Source organism: Agrobacterium sp. B1(2019), assembly GCF_008274755.1.
Classification (GTDB): domain Bacteria; phylum Pseudomonadota; class Alphaproteobacteria; order Rhizobiales; family Rhizobiaceae; genus Agrobacterium; species Agrobacterium salinitolerans.
This window is the reverse complement of sequence record NZ_VTPB01000002.1, coordinates 371,725-390,496: the sequence shown is the minus strand read 5'-3', so window position 1 is coordinate 390,496 and position 18,772 is coordinate 371,725. Positions and strand designations below refer to the sequence as shown.

Annotated in this window: 15 protein-coding genes; 2 read left to right on the top strand and 13 right to left on the bottom strand. The window is 60.8% G+C overall.

The features are described 5' to 3' along the window. Positions 1 to 2 precede the first annotated feature (2 nt). The 6 genes from AGR1_RS16605 to ytfQ form a co-directional block, all read right to left on the bottom strand. Positions 3 to 941, bottom strand: a complete 939-nt coding sequence (locus AGR1_RS16605) for an AraC family transcriptional regulator (RefSeq protein WP_077984271.1) — start codon at positions 939 to 941, stop codon at positions 3 to 5. A 130-nt stretch (positions 942 to 1,071) separates the two neighbouring features. Continuing rightward, complete coding sequence (locus AGR1_RS16600; RefSeq protein WP_149147607.1) at positions 1,072 to 1,806, bottom strand: FadR/GntR family transcriptional regulator; 735 nt, start codon at positions 1,804 to 1,806, stop codon at positions 1,072 to 1,074. A gap of 18 nt (positions 1,807 to 1,824) precedes the next feature. Further along, a complete protein-coding gene (gene yjfF, locus AGR1_RS16595) occupies positions 1,825 to 2,805 on the bottom strand; it encodes a galactofuranose ABC transporter, permease protein YjfF (protein WP_149147606.1) in 981 nt (326 codons plus the stop codon). After that, complete coding sequence (locus AGR1_RS16590; RefSeq protein ID WP_165691287.1) at positions 2,802 to 3,845, bottom strand: ABC transporter permease; 1,044 nt, start codon at positions 3,843 to 3,845, stop codon at positions 2,802 to 2,804. The genes yjfF and AGR1_RS16590 overlap by 4 nt, the downstream gene beginning before the upstream one ends. Continuing rightward, complete coding sequence (locus AGR1_RS16585; protein WP_149147605.1) at positions 3,845 to 5,368, bottom strand: sugar ABC transporter ATP-binding protein; 1,524 nt, start codon at positions 5,366 to 5,368, stop codon at positions 3,845 to 3,847. The genes AGR1_RS16590 and AGR1_RS16585 overlap by 1 nt, the downstream gene beginning before the upstream one ends. A gap of 310 nt (positions 5,369 to 5,678) precedes the next feature. Continuing rightward, on the bottom strand, positions 5,679 to 6,644 hold the full coding sequence (ytfQ, locus tag AGR1_RS16580; protein ID WP_162927653.1) for a galactofuranose ABC transporter, galactofuranose-binding protein YtfQ: 966 nt from the start codon (positions 6,642 to 6,644) through the stop codon (positions 5,679 to 5,681). A 518-nt stretch (positions 6,645 to 7,162) separates the two neighbouring features. Between ytfQ and AGR1_RS16575 the strand changes: the two genes are divergently transcribed. Next, positions 7,163 to 8,974: an IlvD/Edd family dehydratase gene (locus AGR1_RS16575; RefSeq protein WP_137411692.1), complete on the top strand. Its 1,812-nt coding sequence runs from the start codon at positions 7,163 to 7,165 to the stop codon at positions 8,972 to 8,974. A 182-nt stretch (positions 8,975 to 9,156) separates the two neighbouring features. Here the strand turns inward: AGR1_RS16575 and AGR1_RS29625 are convergent, their stop codons facing one another. The 7 genes from AGR1_RS29625 to AGR1_RS16540 all read right to left on the bottom strand — a co-directional run bounded on the left by AGR1_RS29625 (position 9,157) and on the right by AGR1_RS16540 (position 15,650). After that, on the bottom strand, positions 9,157 to 9,351 hold the full coding sequence (locus AGR1_RS29625) for a hypothetical protein (protein ID WP_187772209.1): 195 nt from the start codon (positions 9,349 to 9,351) through the stop codon (positions 9,157 to 9,159). A 149-nt stretch (positions 9,352 to 9,500) separates the two neighbouring features. Then, complete coding sequence (locus AGR1_RS16565) at positions 9,501 to 10,628, bottom strand: aminotransferase class V-fold PLP-dependent enzyme (RefSeq protein ID WP_149147604.1); 1,128 nt, start codon at positions 10,626 to 10,628, stop codon at positions 9,501 to 9,503. Between the two features lie 9 nt (positions 10,629 to 10,637). Continuing rightward, on the bottom strand, positions 10,638 to 11,417 hold the full coding sequence (locus AGR1_RS16560) for an ATP-binding cassette domain-containing protein (protein ID WP_149147603.1): 780 nt from the start codon (positions 11,415 to 11,417) through the stop codon (positions 10,638 to 10,640). Then, complete coding sequence (locus tag AGR1_RS16555; RefSeq protein WP_137411694.1) at positions 11,414 to 12,217, bottom strand: ABC transporter ATP-binding protein; 804 nt, start codon at positions 12,215 to 12,217, stop codon at positions 11,414 to 11,416. The genes AGR1_RS16560 and AGR1_RS16555 overlap by 4 nt, the downstream gene beginning before the upstream one ends. Then, positions 12,214 to 13,044: an ABC transporter permease gene (locus AGR1_RS16550; protein WP_149147602.1), complete on the bottom strand. Its 831-nt coding sequence runs from the start codon at positions 13,042 to 13,044 to the stop codon at positions 12,214 to 12,216. The genes AGR1_RS16555 and AGR1_RS16550 overlap by 4 nt, the downstream gene beginning before the upstream one ends. Further along, the gene (locus AGR1_RS16545; RefSeq protein ID WP_077984258.1) at positions 13,041 to 14,030 is read right to left on the bottom strand and encodes an ABC transporter permease; all 990 of its coding nucleotides are present in this window, start codon (positions 14,028 to 14,030) and stop codon (positions 13,041 to 13,043) included. The genes AGR1_RS16550 and AGR1_RS16545 overlap by 4 nt, the downstream gene beginning before the upstream one ends. Before the next feature lie 9 nt (positions 14,031 to 14,039). Continuing rightward, on the bottom strand, positions 14,040 to 15,650 hold the full coding sequence (locus tag AGR1_RS16540; protein WP_137411697.1) for an ABC transporter substrate-binding protein: 1,611 nt from the start codon (positions 15,648 to 15,650) through the stop codon (positions 14,040 to 14,042). A gap of 375 nt (positions 15,651 to 16,025) precedes the next feature. Between AGR1_RS16540 and AGR1_RS16535 the strand changes: the two genes are divergently transcribed. Further along, complete coding sequence (locus AGR1_RS16535) at positions 16,026 to 18,731, top strand: DNA translocase FtsK (RefSeq protein ID WP_149147601.1); 2,706 nt, start codon at positions 16,026 to 16,028, stop codon at positions 18,729 to 18,731. The last annotated feature ends 41 nt before the right edge of the window (positions 18,732 to 18,772 follow it).

Sequence of the window (18,772 nt, the reverse complement as noted above, 5' to 3'; positions counted from 1 at the left end):
TTTTAAGCCGCATCTTCCAACCCGGCCGCATCTTTCCTGCGAAACTGGCTCGGTGGCGCACCGAGCACCCGTTTGAAGGCCCGGCTGAAGGAGGCTTCGGAATCGTAACCGAGCTTTTCTGCCGCCACCGTCACGCGCATGCCTTCGCGCAGCCAGAGCCGTGCCTGATGCATGCGCACGCGTACCACATAACGGGCCGGGCTTTCGCCCACTATGCGGGTGAAGCGTTCCGCGAAACTGGAACGGGATGCACCCATAAGCGAGGCGAGTTCTTCCACGCTCCAGTCTTTTTCTGGGTTGAGATGAATGGCGGCCAGTACCCGGCCGAGTTCGGGATTGCGCACGGCGGCGAGCCAGCCGCTGGAATCGCCGCAGCCATGTTCCACCCATGTGCGGATCAGGGTTGCGGTCAGCACATCGGCAAGCCTTGCCAGAATACCGCCTGCGCCGACGCGGTTCAGTTCCACCTCGCGCGCCATGGCGTCCAAGAGATGGGGAATTGCCGGGTCGCTTTTGGCCAGATCGCTGGTCAGCATCACATCCGGCATCAGCTGCAACAGCGGGTGCAGATTATCCATATTGAACCGCATCGAGGCGGTAAAGGCCACGGTATCGCCGCCCGCGCTGGCGCATTCCATATCAAAAATGCCCTGGCAAACTTCCTTTTTGCCAAACCGGTCAAAGGGAGAGGGCGTCACATTCTCGCCGCTGGCAAGCACATGGGCGTGACCCCTGGGCAGAAGCACGGCATCGCCGCATTTGAGCGTCTGCCATTCGCCGGAAGGCTTCTGCAGTTTCGCCTGACCGACGCCGATGAAATGAAACCGTGCGGCGTCCTGTTCGGGAAAAGCCGTCGCCCAGGGTGTTGCCATGCGGCAACGGCCGTATTCCACACCGTCCAGTCTCAGGCCACGCAGCATCTCGGTCAGGGCATCATTCATGGCAGCTCTCAAAATTCGGACGATCGGTTAAGGAATTTTGATTTTATGGCGTGAAAACGCCTGGATGTCACGTGCTGCGTGAAGAGCGGCCTGCGAAGCGGGCCACTGTGGTTCCGTGCCGGAGGGGGCTCTAAACCGTCTTGATCGCGTTCTGCGTGCGGTCCTTGCCGACCTCGATCACGTGACGCATAGCCTTTACCGCCGCATCCGCGTCACGCGCCGCAATTGCATGCACGATGCGCAGATGGTTGGAGGCGATTTCGGCGATGGTGCCCTTCGAAGCGGCTGGCGACGACAGCTGGAAGGAGATGGCCAGCGCGGCTTCAATCAGGCCGCTTGCCGAGCGCATGAAGGGATTGCCGGACATATGCGCCACGGCAAGGTGGAATTCGAGATCGACTTTGGCGATGCTTTCGGGCGTATGTTTCGGATTGTCGAATTTGGCGGCGATGACATAGAGGGACACGATGTCGTCATTGGAGGCCTGCAGGGCCGCTGCCGCTGCCGCCGCCGGTTCCAGCGCCAGGCGGATTTCCGCCAGATGCTTGACGAATTCCTGGTCTATGCCGGCCTCGCAGCGCCAGCCCAGTACATCCGGATCGAAAAAGTTCCAGCTCGAACGATCAAGAACGCGGGTGCCGACCTTCGCTTTGGGCTCCACCAGTCGCTTCGCCGCCAGCGTCTTCATCGTCTCGCGCAACACGGTTCGAGAGACGCCGAAGCGCATGGAAAGCTCCGCGTCGTTGGGCAGCAGCGAGCCTTCCGCAATTCTGCCCGAAACGATGGCGCTGCCGAGTTCGGAAACCACATGGGCGTGGCTGTTCCGGCGTTTTCGCCCGCTAATCGTCGTTTCGAGCAGCCCCAAGCAAGCCTCCCTTGGCAATTATGCCGGATGCGGTCCGGCCAGTCTCCTGTTTGAATACCAGATGATTGCCCGCTGCAACACGATGAAGATGAAAAGCAGCACACCGATGACGATTTTCGTCCACCAGGAAGAAAGCGTTCCGTCAAAAACGATGTAGGTCTGGATCAGCCCCTGTATCAGAAGGCCGATGAAGGTTCCTGCCACCAACCCCGTGCCGCCGGTCAAAAGCGTGCCGCCAATGACGACGGCGGCGATGGCGTCGAGTTCCACCCCCACCGTCGCCAGCGAATAACCCGACGAGGTGTAGAGCGTGTAGACGATACCGGCGAGGCCGGAGAGGAAACCGGAAAGCGCATAGATGCCGATGGTCGTCGCCCCGATCGGCACGCCCATCAGCTCTGCCGATTGCGGGTTGCCGCCAAGCGCGTAGACATTGGCGCCGAAGCGGGTGCGGCTGGCGATCAACGTGCCCGCCGCAAAAACGAGGAGCATCAGCATGGCCAGTGCCGTCAGCCTGCCGCCGCCGGGAAAGCGATAATAAAAGCCCTGTATCGCATCGATGAAGGGATGCGAGATCGGCACAGACTGGGTGGAGATGAGGTAAGCCGCGCCGCGCGCCAAAAACATGCCGGCCAGCGTCACCACGAAAGGCGGGATCGACAGGAAGCGGATCATCGCCCCCATCAGGCAACCGAACAGCGTCGAGACCGCCAGCACGATGGCGAAGGCGAGCAGCGGATGGATATTATAGGTGCCGACCATCACGGCTACGAAGACGCTGGTAAAGGCGATGACCGAGCCGATGGAGAGATCGATGCCGCCCGATAGGATGACGAAGGTCATGCCGACGGCCGCGATGCCGAGAAAGGCGTTGTCTGTCAGAAGATTACCTATCACCCGTGTCGAGAACATCGCCGGATATTGCAGCACGCAGAGGAAATAGGCGATCACGAAGATCGTCAGCGTAGTGAGGAAGGGCAGGTTGCGGCTATGGATCATCGCACGGTTCCTTCCTTGGTCATGCCATCGGCGGCGGCCGGTTTAGCGTTTGGCTTGGGTGGTCTGACGAAGCCCAGCACCGTGATGATTGCCGGCGATTGCAGCGTCAGCACGACCATGATGATGCCGGCCTTGATGATGAGGTTGAATTCCGGCGGAAAGCCCGAGACGAGGATGCCGGTATTGATGGTCTGGATGATGAGCGCGCCGATCAACGAGGCGGTAATGGAGAAGCGCCCGCCATTCAGAGAGCCGCCGCCGATGACCACCGCCAATATGGCGTCCAACTCCAGCCACAGGCCGGCATTGTTCGCATCCGCGCCGCGAATATCTGCGGTCACGATCATGCCGGCGATGGCCGCGCAGAGGCCGGAAACGGCATAGACGAAGAACAAGAGGAAGCGCGCCTGAACTCCGGCAAGAGCTGCGGCGCGGCGATTGATGCCGGTCGCCTCGATCAGGAAACCAAGCGCGCTCTTGCGCACCAGAAGGCCGATCAACAGCGCCGCCGCCACCCAGACGATGACGGGCAGCGGGATGCCTGCGAACGAGCCGGAGCCGATGGCGGCGAAGCTGTCATTGTTGAAGGTGAGAATGACGCCTTCGGTAATGAGCTGGGCGATGCCGCGTCCCGCCACCATCAGGATCAGGGTGGCAATAATCGGCTGAATATCAAGAAGGGCGACCAGCACGCCGTTCCACAGGCCGCAGGCAATGCCCACCGCAAGTGAGATGACGATGACCGAGGGAATGGAATGGCCATTGCTGATCAGCGTGGCTGCAACCGCGCCGCAGATGGCGATGACCGCGCCGATGGAAAGATCGATGCCCTTGGTGGCTATGACCAACGTCATGCCGATGGTCAGCAGAGCCACGGGAGCGGCGCGCACGAGAATATCCACCAGACTGCCATAGAGTCGGCCGTTCTGGAACGAAACATGCAGGAAACCCGGAGAAATGATTGTAATCGCTGCCAGAATGATGAAGAGCGCGGCAAGCTGCGGAGCAAGTCGTTTGAAGCGTCGTGTCATTGCTGCCATCATGCCGCCTCCGTTTTCGCCGCATCGGCAATCGCTCGCATGATGTTGTCGGCGGTCAATTCGCCGCCCTTCAATTCGCTGACATGGCGGCGGTCGGACAATACGACGACACGATGGGCGACGGCGGTCAGTTCTTCCAGTTCGGAGGAGATGACGACGAGCGACATGCCCTCGCTGCAGAGTTTTTCGATCATTTTCAGGATTTCCGCATGCGCACCGATATCGATGCCGCGTGTTGGCTCATCGAGGATCAGAAGCCGGGGATGGGTGGCGAGCCAGCGCGCCAGAATGGCCTTCTGCTGATTGCCGCCGGACAGGAATTTGATCGGCCGTTCGGGGTCGGCCGGACGGATGTCGAGAGATTTGATGAAGCTTTCGGCAAGTTCCGCTTTTTGCCGGCGGGAGAGCGGCCGTGCCCAGCCCTGCCGGGCCTGCAGCGCCAGCGCAATATTATCGGTGACGGAAAAGTCGCCGATGATGCCGTCTGTCTTTCGTTCTTCCGGACAGAAGCCGAATCCGGCCGCTATCGCGGCCTCGGGCGACGAAATCGCCACAGGTTTTCCGTCTATCGTCGCGTTGCCGGTATCGGGACGATCAATGCCGAACAGCAGAAACGCGGTTTCCGTTCGGCCGGAGCCAAGGAGACCGGCGACGCCAACGATCTCGCCTGGGCGGATGCCAAGATCGAAAGGGGCGATGCTGCCGCGTTTCCCGTAACCTTCGAAACGGATCGGGGGTTCACCCTCGATAACGGTATCGTCCGCCGCCTGATGTTCCTGGGTGATGTGCTGCATTTCGCGACCCAGCATCATCGCAATGAGTTCGGATCGCGGCAGACTGCCGATATCGCGCGTGCCGACGAGGCGACCATTGCGCAGAACCGTGACGCGGTCGGCAATATCATAGACCTGATTGAGGAAATGGGTGATGATGATGATGCCGATGCCGCGCGCGCGTAGGTTTCTCAGCACCCCGAACAGCATTTCGACCTCGTGGGCGTCGAGGCTGGCAGTCGGCTCGTCCAGCACCAGCACCTTGCCGGAAAGATCGACGGCGCGGGCGATAGCAATGATCTGGCGGATGGCGACGGAATAGCTGGAGAGCAGGGCGGTGACGTCGATGGCAAGACCATATTGCGTCAGCAGCGCCTGTGATTGCTTCTGCATTGAGGCGCGGTCGATCATGCCGAAGCGGTGGGGCTGGCGGCCAAGAAAGAGATTTTCCGCAACCGTCAGGTTTTCGAGAAGGTTCACTTCCTGGTAGACGGTGCCGATGCCGAGCGCCTGCGCCTCGCCGACATTGGCGGGCGCAATTTCTGCGCCCTCCAGAAAGATCGAGCCGCTGTCGCGGTGATAAACGCCGGTCAGGATTTTGATGAGCGTCGATTTGCCCGCGCCGTTTTCGCCGAGAAGCGCGTGGATCTCGCCCCGTCCGAGCGAAAAATCAACGCCGTCGAGCGCCGTTATACCCAGAAAGGATTTACCGATGGCGCGTGCTTCCAGAAGTGGTGCCGTTTCGGACATAGAGCAGTTTCCGTATTGCAATGGGTCTCGCCACGAGGGCGCAGAATGATCACATAAAGCGAGCGGTGGCCGCTCGTTTCTTCTCCCCGCCGGGGAGAAGGTGGCCCGAAGGGTCGGATGAGGGGGAAACATTGCCGGATTTCGGAGAGCTTGCCCCCTCATCCCGCTGCCGCGACCTTCTCCCCGGCGGGGAGAAGAAGCAGGCCACACCCGCTCGCTCCATGAAATCATTCAGTATCGGATTTTCGCCCGTCGTTTCACAACCGAAAGAAACGGCGCAGCTCCTGCGCCGTTTCCCCGAAGAAATAGCTTAGTAGCCCAGATCCTTCTTTGCCTCGTAGACCTTCATCGGGTCATCGGACGCCGTGTAGAGCTTGGATTCGGTCTGAATCCACTTCGGCGGCTCCTTCTTGTCCTTCAGATAGGCTTCAAGGGCGTCGAAAGCGGGTCCCGCCATGTCAGGCGTGAGTTCGACGGTGGCGTTGGCTTCTCCGGCCGCCATGGCCTTGAAGATGTCAGGCACCGCGTCGATGGAAACGATCTTGATGTCGGTTCCGGGTTTCAGGCCGGCTTCCTTGATCGCCTGGATCGCCCCAACGGCCATGTCGTCATTGTGGGCGTAGACAGCGCAGATGTCCTTGCCGCCGCCTTCCGCCTTGATGAAGCTCTCCATCACTTCCTTGCCCTTTGTGCGGGTGAAGTCACCCGTCTGCGAGCGCACGATCTTGATGTTGGCGTGGGAAGCGATGGCCTCTTCGAAACCCTTCTTGCGGTTGATGGCGGGCGAAGAGCCGGTCGTGCCCTGCAATTCCACAACCTTGCAATCCTTGGAGCCGACGTCCTTGACCAGCCAGTCGCCGGCAACCTTGCCTTCGTGAACCTGATCGGAGGTTACGGCCGTCAGGTAAAGATCGTCAGGAGCCTCTATCTGGCGGTCGAGCAGGATGACAGGGATTTTTTCTTCCTTGGCTTCCTTCAGCACGGCGTCCCAGCCCGTTGCGACAACGGGTGCAATCAGGATCGCATCGACGCCCTGCGCAATGAAGCCGCGAACGGCCTTGATCTGGTTTTCCTGCTTCTGCTGCGCGTCGGCGAACTTCAGCGTGACGCCGCGCTTCTCCGCCTGCTGCTTGGTGACGGTGGTTTCAGCCGCGCGCCAGCCGGATTCCGAACCGATCTGCGAGAAGCCGACGGTCAGCGATTGTGCGGAAACACTTGATGCAAGGCACAGCGAAACGGCGACAGTAACTGTCGCGAGAGCTTTTCTCATCTTAATCCTCCCAGAGATGATGTCAGCGTGACGCCAACACTATGAGCATATAGTAATACTCTTGAAAAGAGGCATTTTCGAATAATTGAATTTTCGGGCACGATATTCGTTTGCAAATTTTAGCATATAACGTTTAATATCAATTAGATGTATAATTCGAGTTTATCGTTTCGAACGATCTTGTCTGCCGCGCCTTCTGGTGTCGCCGCGCTTGACAGCGTATGATTTTATCTAATAGTAATACAAATAAGAAAACGATTTTTGCCGGAATTTTCGCGCCCCCGGGACGAAATTTAGTCGGCAAAAGAGGGAGGGAGATTCCGTTGCGTAATCCCGCGATGGGCGTAAATGCCGAAAAATATTCGGTTAAAGCCGAAGTGCAGCTCGATGCCACTCGTCTGGGCTCACTCTGTCGGTTATGCGTGATCTCCGAAACGCTGATTCCATTTTCCTTGTGCGCAACATAAGCTTGTCGCATTTCGTAATATTTTACCGTTGGCCACTTCCGGCTGGAGACCCGCATCATGACGACATCTGATAATCTTCCTGCAACTCAGGGCAAGCTGCGTTCGCGCGCGTGGTTTGACAATCCCGCGAATGCGGACATGACGGCGCTTTATCTCGAGCGCTACATGAACTTCGGTCTCAGCCAGGCCGAACTGCAGTCCGATCGCCCGATCATCGGTATCGCGCAGACGGGCTCCGACCTTTCCCCCTGCAACCGCCACCACCTGGAGTTGGCAAACCGCCTGCGTGAAGGTATCCGTGAAGCCGGCGGCATCGCGATTGAATTTCCCGTGCATCCGATTCAGGAAACCGGCAAGCGCCCAACCGCCGGTCTTGACCGCAACCTCGCTTATCTCGGCCTCGTGGAAGTGCTTTACGGTTATCCGCTCGACGGCGTCGTCCTGACCATCGGCTGCGACAAGACCACGCCTGCCTGTCTCATGGCGGCGGCCACCGTCAACATTCCGGCCATCGCCCTTTCCGTCGGCCCCATGCTGAACGGCTGGTTCCGGGGCGAACGCACCGGTTCCGGCACCATCGTCTGGAAGGCGCGCGAACTGCTGGCGAAGGGTGAGATCGATTACCAGGGCTTCGTCAAGCTCGTCGCCTCGTCGGCTCCCTCCACCGGTTATTGCAACACCATGGGCACGGCAACGACCATGAACTCGCTTGCCGAAGCGCTGGGCATGCAGCTTCCGGGCTCCGCCGCCATTCCGGCGCCTTACCGTGACCGTCAGGAAGTCTCCTATCTTACCGGCCTGCGCATCGTCGAAATGGTGAAGGAAGACCTCAAGCCTTCCGACATCATGACCAAAGACGCCTTCATCAACGCCATCCGCGTCAACTCGGCCATCGGCGGCTCCACCAACGCGCCGATCCACCTGAACGGCCTTGCGCGCCACGTCGGCGTCGAGCTGACGGTGGATGACTGGCAGACCTATGGCGAAGACGTGCCGCTGCTCGTCAACCTGCAGCCGGCCGGCGAATATCTGGGCGAGGATTATTACCATGCGGGTGGCGTTCCCGCTGTCGTCAACCAGCTGATGACGCAAGGACTGATCATGGAAGACGCCATGACGGTCAACGGCAAGACCATCGGCGACAATTGCCGCGGCGCGATCATCGAAGACGAGAAGGTCATCCGCCCCTATGAGCAACCGCTCAAGGAGCGCGCCGGCTTCCGCGTTCTGCGGGGCAACCTGTTCTCCTCCGCCATCATGAAGACGAGCGTGATCTCGGAAGAGTTCCGCAACCGTTACCTCTCCAACCCGAACGATCCGGAAGCCTTCGAAGGCCGCGCCGTGGTGTTCGATGGTCCGGAGGACTACCATCACCGCATCGACGATCCGTCGCTGAAGATCGACGCCAATACCATCCTCTTCATGCGCGGCGCCGGTCCCATCGGTTATCCGGGTGCGGCGGAAGTGGTGAACATGCGCGCACCGGATTATCTTCTCAAAGAAGGCGTCAATTCGCTGCCCTGCATCGGCGATGGCCGCCAGTCCGGCACGTCGGGCAGCCCGTCCATCCTCAACGCTTCACCGGAAGCGGCGGCCGGCGGCGGTCTCGCCATCCTGCAGACGGGCGACCGCGTTCGCATCGATGTCGGCCGCGGCAAGGCGGATATCCTGATTTCCGGCGAGGAACTGGCGAAGCGTTACGAGGCGCTTTCCGCAGAGGGCGGTTACAAGTTCCCCGACCACCAGACGCCATGGCAGGAAATCCAGCGGGGTATCGTCAGCCAGATGGAAACCGGCGCGGTTCTGGAACCGGCCGTGAAGTACCAGCGCATTGCCCAGACCAAGGGCCTGCCGCGCGACAACCATTAACATCCATCGTCGGATTTGCGCGGCCTCGAGGTTTTCCCGGGGCCGCTTTTCGTTTGGTTTGGCGGTAAACTGAAAATATCGAAGTTACGGCGCTTGTCTGGCGCAGTAGCCCACGCGCCCCGTAGCGATGAGGCAACGGAAAACCTATTTTGCCAATGGTTTAAAAGCCTGCCAGGCAGGCGTCAGACCACCGGGTAAAGCGACCAGAAGAACAGCTCATATTCCTGATCGCGGTCGTTATCGTGCGACTCGTCGTCGGGTCTGCGCGGCGTTTTGTCCTGAAACTCGGTCTCCATCCGCTCCTTGACGACGGGCATCCTTCGGCCGATGCCAAAGAGGTCAAAGGAGAGCATGTTGAAACCTGCTACCATGGCCATTTCCCTTCTTCACGCGAGTTAACAGTGTGTTAAGTTTCGCGCGTTGCCATGATTTCGTCAAGATTGGCCGGGGAATTTGTCTACCATTTTTAACGACAATGCCGTGACTGACATTTCAACGCCGCAGGATTCGGCGCAATGAACGTTTATCAGGGGCGTTGAACGCTGTTCGCAGGAGAGTCAAAATAGGTTTTTTCGGCCGCTTCCAGCGCGGAATCGGTATCTGCGGCATGGCCGAGGCTTTTCAGGGCGCTGGCGAAGGCCGCGATATTGGCTTTCACAGCCTCCGGATGCGCCCGCCGACCGGTGTGATTGAGCCTTATCAGTCGTTCAGCGCCGGGGCCAACACCGTAAGAAAGATCTGCGCCCTGTTTTTTGGATGCAGCCGCGAGAAAATCACCGGCTTCCACTGTGTCCGGCAGGATCGCCGTGGAAACGAGGGCGGAGGCGTGCGCCTCCTCCACCCAGGTCAGGATACCGAGCGCCCTGATGCCATTCCGGGTGGCCGCCGCCGCTCTTTCGTGGCGTTCGTTGGCGGATGCCAGACCTTCCGCCTCTATCCTGTCGAGGGCGGCCTCCAGCGCGTAGAATTCCAGCGGAGCGGGCGTTCCGGGCAGCGCGCCGCGGCCGGCATCGAGCCAGAGTTTTTTCTGGTCCAGAAGCGAGAGCATGGAGTTTTCCGGCGCCCTACCATGCGAAAATAGATCCCACGCCCTTTCACTGATGGAAATGGCGGAAACCCCGGCCGGGCCTGCCAGCGCCTTTTGCGGGCCGATGACGGCGATATCGATGCCCAGCCGGTCGACCTCGAAGGTATGGCCGCCGATGGACGCCACGGCGTCGACAAGGGTCACGATACCCCTTTGCCGAGCGAGCGCGGCAATGGCGGGCAGGGGGTTGAGAATGCCGCTTGCCGATTCCGCATGGACGATGGCGAGAAGATCGAAGTCCGGGCCCTCGTTCAACGCCCGCTCCACCTCCTCCAGCGTGACCGGCTTTGCGGGACTGGCCGTCAGGTTGCGCACCGTCGCGCCGCCTCTATTGAGCCAGCCGCCGAACCATGCGCCATAGGGGCTGGTGACGATGTTGAGCGCTCTAAGACCCGGTCGGGCAAGGCTCGCCGCCGCCGCCTCGAGTGCCAGCACGGCTTCCGCCTGTATGAGAAGGACGTCGTTGCCCGTGCCCATCAAGGCTGCCAGTCGATCAGCCAGAATGGCGTAACGCTCCGCGGGAAAAGCGGGTGGGTCGAGCAGCAATGCATAATCGGGAACGGGCATGTCTTTTCCTTACGTGGCAATGGTCAGGCGCGGTGCGGCGTCGATCAGGGTTCTGGCGGTCGAGGATTGCGGCGCCGAAACGATATTTCCCGTCCTGCCGATTTCAACGATCTGTCCCGCTTCCATGATGGCGACGCGGTGGCAGACGGCGCGGATGACCGCGAGATCATGGGAGACGAAAATACAGGAAACGGCCGTCTCCCGCTGTATTTCCACCAGCAGTTCGAGGATTTGCCGGCGAACCGAAACATCGAGCGCGGAGACGGCCTCGTCCAAAATGAGAAGCGACGGTTCGAGCGCAATAGCCCGTGCAATCGCGACACGCTGTCTTTGGCCGCCGGAAAGCTCGAAGACCGAGCGGCCGGCATAGCTGGCGGGCAGGCACACGCGCTCGAGAAGACGGTGTATTTCCGCCGCGCGGTCGCGTCTTTTCACCATGCGATGGATGCGCAGCGGTTCACCGATGGCATCCTCGACGCTGGCGCGCGGATTGAAGGCGCCATGCGTGTCCTGAAACACCATCTGCATATGCCGGCGGGCGGCGCGAAGCTTGCCTCCGTCAAGCGCCAGCCAGTCACGGCCTTTGAAATGGATCGTGCCTCCGTCGGGCGGGATCAACCGCATCAGAATGCGCGCCAGCGTCGATTTCCCGCAGCCGGAGGGACCGGCAAGTCCCAGGGTCTCGCCGGGCTGAAGCGAAAAAGAGATGTCGGCAAGCGCCGCCACTGTTCTTGCGCCGGTGCGATAGGTTTTCGACAATCCGTCGACCCGCAGAAGGGCTTCGTTCATGACGCGGCCTCGCTGATGAACGGCGGAGTGGAGAGATCGAGATAATCGGCAAGCAGCGCGCGCGTATAGTCATGGGCAGGCGTGGAAAGCACCCGCCGCGTCGGGCCGTGTTCCACCAGCAGCCCCGCGCGCAGAACCGCGATCTCGTCGGCAAGGCTGGAGGCAAGGCCGATATCATGGGTGATGAACACCAGCGTTTTGTTTTCCCGCCGCACCAGATCGTCCAGCAGCATGGCGATGGCGGCCTGGCTGACAGTATCGAGCGCGCTCGTGGCTTCGTCGGCGATCAGGATCGAAGGATTGGCGGCAATGGCGGCGGCAATTGCCACGCGCTGTCTCTGGCCGCCGGAAAGCTGGTGCGGATAGGCGGCAAGCAGGTGGGAAGGATGCGGCAGCCGCACCCGGTCCAGAAGGTCGCGGGCAAGATCGCGCGCCTTCCTCCACGACAGATCGAGATGCCGAACGGCGCCTTCCGCCACCTGTTCGCCGATGGTGAGAACCGGGTTCAGCGTCGCGCCGGTATCTTGAAAGATCGTACCGATATCGCGTCCGGGCTGCGGCCTGCCGTGAAACAGGCCGCTATCGCGGCTCCAGGAAATATCGCCGGAAACCCGCGCATTGCCGGGAAGAAGACCGGCAATGGCTCTGCCGAGCGTGGATTTTCCCGAACCGCTTTCGCCGATGATCGCCAGCCTCTGCCCCTGCCGGATCGTCAGCGAAACAGTCTGCAGTGCCGGTGCATCGCCTGCCGCATAAAAAACGCTGAGATCGTCGATCCGGCATAGCGCATTTCCGCTCATGGCTCTTGCCTCCTCGTTGCCATCGCCCTGTTGACGCCTTCTGCGAAAAGATAAACGCCGAGAACGGTGACCAGAAGGCCGATGCCGGGGATGACAGATAAAAACGCGGCCGAGCGCAGGACGTTACGTCCTTCGGCAATCATAGAACCCCAGGTGACGATATTGGGATCGCCAAGTCCGAGGAAGGACAGCGCCGCTTCGGTGAGAATGGCTGCCGCGACGATGATGGCGGCCAGCGCCAGAACCGGCGGCAGGGCATTCGGTAAAATCTGCCGGACGGCGATTTCTAACGGATGCATGCCGATGGCGCGGGCGGATTGGACATAATCGCGCTCGCGTATGCTCAAGACCTGCGCCCGCATCAGCCGCGCCGGATCCGCCCATGCGCCGAGCGCGATGGCGAGAATGACAATGGGCATGGAAGGGCCGATGGTGCTGACGAAGGCGAGCGCGAGCAAGAAATTCGGCACGATCTGGAAGGCGTCGGTGACGCGCATCAATGCTTCATCCACGAGGCCGCCTGCAAAACCGGCAATGGTGCCGATGACGGCGCCGATCACCAGCGCCGCGGCGGCGGCGCCAATGCCAACGAGCAAAGAGGACTGCGCTCCGTGGGCAAGTTCGGCCAGCACATCTCGGCCGAGCCGGTCGGTGCCGAGAGGCAAAGCGGCATCCGTAAAGGGTGCGATCAGCGGCTCACCGGCGATGGCCAGCGGGTCACCGGGAAAAACGACGGGCGCGGCGAGCGCCGTCATGGCAAGCAGCACCAGAATGATGGCGCCTGTGGCGCCTTCGAAACTGCGCAGCAGCCGGAGAGCGAAACTCATGCCTGTCGCTCCCCGCTGCCAATGCGCGGATCGAGAACTGCATAGAGAATGTCGACGGCGAGATTGACGAGGATGACGAAGACGGCGCTTGTTAGAATAATGCCCATCAAAAGCGGCGTGTCGCGACCGCTGACCGCCTCCTGCGCCAGCCGGCCAAAGCCGGGAATGGCAAAGACGCTTTCAACTACCACGCTGCCGCCCAGCATGGTTGCGGCCTGCAGGCCAAGCACGGTGACGAGCGGAAGAGCGGCATTGCGCGCGACATGGCGCAGCACGATCCGCCGTTTGGAAAGCCCTTTTGACCTGGCGAACAGCACGAAATCCAGCGGCCAGACCGCCGCCATGGCGGTGCGCATGACGCGCAGGAAAAGCGCGAGATAAATGAGGCCGAGGCTGGCGACCGGCAACACGAGATGGCGGGCAATATCGAGCGCCCTTGCAAATCCCTGTTTGCCCGAGGCGATGGTTTCGATGCCGGACGTGGGCAGCCATTTGAGTTGAACGGCGAAGACGATTGCGAGCACGAGGCCAAGCCAGAAGCCGGGCGTAGCGTAAAGCGCCAGCGAAAACGTTGAAAGCACGCGGTCCGCCAGCCCGCCAGGACGCGCCCCCGCAACGATGCCAAGCCCGGTGCCGAGGATGAAGGCGAGTGTGGTAGCGCTGCCCATCAGGAGAAGCGTGTTCGGCAGTCGCTCGAGGATCAACCCCAGCACAGGCCGGTCGAAGGCAAGCGACCAGCCGAGATCGAGCCGCAGCACCGAGCTGGCATAGAGCCAGAAACGGGCCAGCACCGAACCGTTCAGGCCATATTGCTCGCGCAATACATCCCTGAGCCCGGCATCACCGCCGCCGATGGAGACGAGATAGGCGTCTACCGCGTCTCCGGATGCGTTTTCAAGCAGTACGAAGGTGAAGACGAGGACAATCAGCAGCACCGGAATGGCGCTGACTGCCCTACGCTTCAGCAATGTCGTTGCACGCTTCACGGCGCGTCCTCAGCCGTCGACCGTCGTATCCGCCCAGTTGGAAACGGCCCAGCGGGGATTGCTGGCGACATGTTTGACCGTATCGCGCGCCACGGTAATGAAGCCCCATTCGGCAACGTTGATCAGCGGCAAATCGGCGGCGACCTGCTTCTGGAAATCCTTGTAAAGCGCCGTGCGTACCGCCGTATCGACCGTTATCGCCGCATTGTCGATCAGTTCGTCCAGAGTCTTGTTCTCGTAACCGCCCTGGTTGGAGAAGCCGACGCCCGTCGGAATGCCGGAACGCACGAGAATGGTGGTGGAAATTGCCGGGTCGCCGCGGAAGACCGGCGGCGCGATGGCGAGATCGAAGGCATGATCGGTGTAAACGGCCTTCTGGTGAGCGGCTGAATCATTGTTGACCAATTCGGCATCGATGCCGATTTCCTGCAACGCCTGACGAAGATAGGAGCCGAACTGCCTGGTTTCATTGAAGTAAGGCGCCGGCAGAAGTTTTAGTGAGAAACGTGTTCCGTTCGGGCTGCGCGCATAACCCGCCTCGTCCAGCAGGGCGTTGGCCTTGGCCACATCGAAATCATAGGTCTCGACATCGTCGGTGTAGAATTCAGGGGCGTTCTTCGGTACCGGGCCGGTGGATGCCGTGGCGTAACCGAGGAAGACCTTGTCGATGACGAATTTTTTGTCGATGGCGTGGGCGATGGCCTTCCGGACATTGAGATCGGCCAGTTCCTTGCGGCGATGGTTGATTTCCACCACCAGTTGATAGGTCAGCGCCTCGTAACCATCGGCGATAACCTTGATCCCAGGCACCTTCGAGATGCGGTCGAGATCGGCCAGCGGCACGGCGGAGAAGGCGGCCAGCTGTATTTCTTCCGCTTCCAGCGCCGAGGCAGCGGCTGCGCGGTCGGGCAAGACGCGATAGATGATCTCTTCGAGCTGCGGTTCGTCCTTGCCCCAGTAATTGGGATTGCGGGTCAGGCGATAATATTCGCCGGGTTTGTATTCGGCAAAGACGAAAGGCCCGGTGCCGACCGGTTTGGTATTGGCCGGGTTGGTGGCGATATCGGTGCCTTCATAAAGATGTTTCGGCACGACGCTGGTAACGACCGGCAGCGCGTTGCGGATGAGCTGGAACGGCGTTGGCTTGGAGAAGCGGAGGATTGCCGTGTGTTCATCCGGCGTGTCGACCTTATCGAGATTGGCAAAGACCAGCCGTCCGAGGTTTTGCAATGGTTTCCAGACGTAGAGCGCCGAAAAGGCAACGTCCGCGGAGGTAAAGGGTTTGCCATCATGCCAGGTCACGCCCTCACGCAGCTTGAAGGTGGCGCTTAACCCGTCATCCGATCCCGCCCATTCGGTTGCGAGGCGCGGTTCCAGGCCGTCCTTGCCGTTGAAGGAGGCCTCGGCCAGCGGCTCGATGATCTTGCTGGCAATATAAAACACGCCGTTTGAGGCGACGATCGCCGGATTGAGGTTCTTCGGCTCCGAATCGGCCGCAACGATCAACCTTCCGCCGGGCGCCGCCTGCTGCGCAGCGGCAATGCCTGCCAGCCCCGTGGTTGCGGCAAGAAGAAGCGAGGTCTTGAGAAGCGAGCGACGGGACAGATGGACAGGCGACATGATTCACTCCGGAAATGAGGGACGGACGGGCCTTTCCGCTTGGGCCGCGGCAGGCCGATCTTAAGGCTGCAACCTCGGCAGTGTCCACGTTAATTCGCGGGCTTTACAGCAATGATTTTACGTTGCGCGCACCTTTGCGGAAACAATATGCTTTCCGGCGGCAATACGCTTTTCTCACCGTGCCGTCTTGCCCTCGGTAATGCTCTGAAAATTTGATATAGCCTAATAAAATTAAGTGGTTGGAATGCCGTTCCCTCGGTGGCATGTGCCCCGTGCGGCGTATGGACGAAACGAAAATCTACCTCATCGACCCCGTTTGGAAAGGGGTAATTAACCTTTATTTTTTATTTCAGGGAGACCGAAATATGTACGTTTATGATGAGTGTGCACGCTGCCATGAGCTTCTCCCGATCCAGATTCCAGAATTCGTCCAATAGCGTAGGGGAGGGGAGCGAGAAGACTCGTCATGCCGGCGGCCAGTCGGTTGCCGGTCAGCAGACGGCGGCGATGAAGGCCGGCGCGGCACCCAAGCCGAATGCCGATGTCAGCGCAGCCGACGCCATCGAAGGCCGCGCCGAGATGCCCGGCTGGCAGAATGCTTTCGTGCTCGGCCCGAATGTCCGTTTCACCCGCACGCCGGAAAGCGCGTTTGCGCGGCGCATGCCGGTCGAGACCCCCAATATTCCGGAGGAGGAAGTCCTGGCTGTCGCTCCGGCTGAAGCACCGGAGCCGGAAGTGGTGGAGCAGCAACAGGCTGTGCAGCAGGAGGTTGCTCCTGTCTCTCAGCCGGTCATAAAGCCGGCGGAGCCGCGCATGCCGCCGCCGCGCATGCCGTTCCTGCCGCAGCCGCCGGAGGCCCGGGGTGCGAGGGCGTTGACCTACAAATTGCGGCTGGAGCTTGCCCGCAAGCAGGCGGAAGAGGCGGCTGCCGCTGCCCGGGCGCCGGTTCAGGCGGAGGTTTCCCTAGCTTCAGAAGCGCCCGCGCAGCAGATATTCTCGCCGGTTCAGCCGCCATCCGTCGAACCCGCCATCGATGCAGTTCAGACCACCGCGCCGCAGGCTGCCATTCCGGCTTTCGCCGCCCATCTGCCTGATGAGCTGTTCTGGGAAGTGATGACGCTTGATTTGCCGGGCGCTGCCGGCGAGGGCGTCTCCGCGTCCGCGCGCGCCGTTCTTGCAAATTCGGTCACGGCACCTGCTGTTGTCGCGCCGGTCGCCCTTGCATCGCCGGCGGCCGCGGCGACCGTACTTTCGTCCGTGCCTCCGGTCATCACCGTGCCGGGTGGTTCCGCAATCCGGCTTTACCGCGAGATCGGCGTGCGCCAGTCCGTCGTTCCTGCGGCCCTTCCGGTCGTTGAACAGGAAGTCGCGCCGCCGGCCGTTGCGGAAACGCCAATGGTTGTCGAAGCGCCGAAACCTGTGGAGCAGGTTCAGCCGGTTGAGAGAATTACGGCAGAGCCGCGCTTTACGCCGCGCGCACCCATCCAGGCCTCGCAGCCGATGTTCCGCGACGCGCCTGTCTTTGCCGAAGGCGAATATGAATATCCCTCCATCGATCTTCTGCAGGAAGCCCGTGTCCAGCAGACCACGACCATGACGCCGGAAGCGCTGGAGCAGAGCGCCGGTCTTCTCGAAAGCGTGCTGGAGGATTTCGGCATCAAGGGCGAGATCATCGATGTTCGTCCAGGCCCGGTCGTCACGCTGTACGAATTCGAGCCCGCGCCCGGCGTCAAGTCCTCGCGCGTCATCGGCCTCTCGGACGATATCGCCCGCTCCATGTCGGCGCTTTCCGCGCGTGTCGCCGTCGTACCCGGCCGCAATGTCATCGGCATCGAATTGCCGAACCCGGTGCGTGAGACGGTTTATCTGCGCGAATTGATCGAAGCGACCGACTACGCCGAGACCCGCCAGAAGCTCGCACTTTGCCTCGGCAAGACCATCGGCGGCGAACCTGTCATCGCCGAACTGGCGAAGATGCCGCACCTTCTGGTCGCGGGCACCACCGGTTCGGGCAAGTCGGTCGCCATCAACACCATGATCCTTTCACTGCTCTATCGCCTGAAGCCGGAAGAGTGCCGCCTGATCATGGTCGATCCCAAGATGCTCGAGCTCTCGGTTTATGACGGCATTCCGCATCTGCTGACGCCTGTGGTCACCGATCCGAAAAAGGCGGTGATGGCCCTGAAATGGGCCGTGCGTGAGATGGAAGACCGGTATCGCAAGATGTCACGTCTCGGCGTGCGTAATATCGACGGTTATAATGCAAGGGCCGCTGCCGCCCGCGCCAAGGGTGAGACGGTATTCTGCAACGTGCAGACCGGGTTTGATCGCGCCACCGGCGAAGCGGTCTACGAGCAGGAGGAAATGGACCTCACGGCCATGCCTTACATCGTAGTCATCGTCGATGAAATGGCTGACCTGATGATGGTCGCGGGCAAGGAAATCGAAGGGGCGATCCAGCGCCTGGCGCAGATGGCGCGCGCCGCGGGCATCCATCTCATCATGGCAACGCAGCGCCCGTCGGTCGATGTCATTACAGGCACGATCAAGGCCAACTTCCCGACCCGCATCTCCTTCCAGGTAACCTCGAAGATCGACAGCCGCACCATCCTTGGCGAACAGGGCGCGGAACACCTGCTCGGCCAGGGCGACATGCTGCACATGATGGGCGGCGGCCGCATCGCCCGTGTCCACGGCCCCTTCGTCTCCGATGAGGAAGTGGAGAAGGTTGTCGCGCATCTGAAGACCCAAGGACGTCCGGAATATCTCGGCACCGTCACCGAAGATGCTGATGAGGCCGATGAGGAGGTCGAAGAGGAAGCCGCTGTTTTCGACAAGACCGCCATGGGTGAGGACGATAGCGACGATCTCTACGAGAAGGCTGTCAAGGTGGTGATGCGCGACAAGAAGTGCTCCACATCCTATATCCAGCGCCGCCTGTCCGTGGGCTATAATCGCGCAGCTTCGCTGGTCGAGCGCATGGAACAGGAAGGCATTGTCGGGCCTGCCAATCATGTCGGCAAACGCGCGATCATCGCCGGCGAACGCTCTTCTTACGATGCCACGGGAGCGGAAGACTGATTGAGCCTTCGGGCGCGCGATATTCGGTTGCAAAAACGCGC

Excerpts from the sequence above, each read along its gene's own strand:
- AGR1_RS16605 (WP_077984271.1), bottom strand. The coding sequence starts at position 941 with ATGAATGATGCCCTGACCGAGATGCTGCGTGGCCTGAGACTGGACGGT.
- yjfF (WP_149147606.1), bottom strand. The coding sequence starts at position 2,805 with ATGATCCATAGCCGCAACCTGCCCTTCCTCACTACGCTGACGATCTTC.
- AGR1_RS16590 (WP_165691287.1), bottom strand. The coding sequence starts at position 3,845 with ATGGCAGCAATGACACGACGCTTCAAACGACTTGCTCCGCAGCTTGCC.
- AGR1_RS16585 (WP_149147605.1), bottom strand. The coding sequence starts at position 5,368 with ATGTCCGAAACGGCACCACTTCTGGAAGCACGCGCCATCGGTAAATCC.
- AGR1_RS16575 (WP_137411692.1), top strand. The coding sequence starts at position 7,163 with ATGACGACATCTGATAATCTTCCTGCAACTCAGGGCAAGCTGCGTTCG.
- AGR1_RS29625 (WP_187772209.1), bottom strand. The coding sequence starts at position 9,351 with ATGGCCATGGTAGCAGGTTTCAACATGCTCTCCTTTGACCTCTTTGGC.
- AGR1_RS16565 (WP_149147604.1), bottom strand. The coding sequence starts at position 10,628 with ATGCCCGTTCCCGATTATGCATTGCTGCTCGACCCACCCGCTTTTCCC.
- AGR1_RS16560 (WP_149147603.1), bottom strand. The coding sequence starts at position 11,417 with ATGAACGAAGCCCTTCTGCGGGTCGACGGATTGTCGAAAACCTATCGC.
- AGR1_RS16555 (WP_137411694.1), bottom strand. The coding sequence starts at position 12,217 with ATGAGCGGAAATGCGCTATGCCGGATCGACGATCTCAGCGTTTTTTAT.
- AGR1_RS16550 (WP_149147602.1), bottom strand. The coding sequence starts at position 13,044 with ATGAGTTTCGCTCTCCGGCTGCTGCGCAGTTTCGAAGGCGCCACAGGC.
- AGR1_RS16540 (WP_137411697.1), bottom strand. The coding sequence starts at position 15,650 with ATGTCGCCTGTCCATCTGTCCCGTCGCTCGCTTCTCAAGACCTCGCTT.
- AGR1_RS16535 (WP_149147601.1), top strand. The coding sequence starts at position 16,026 with ATGATGAGTGTGCACGCTGCCATGAGCTTCTCCCGATCCAGATTCCAG.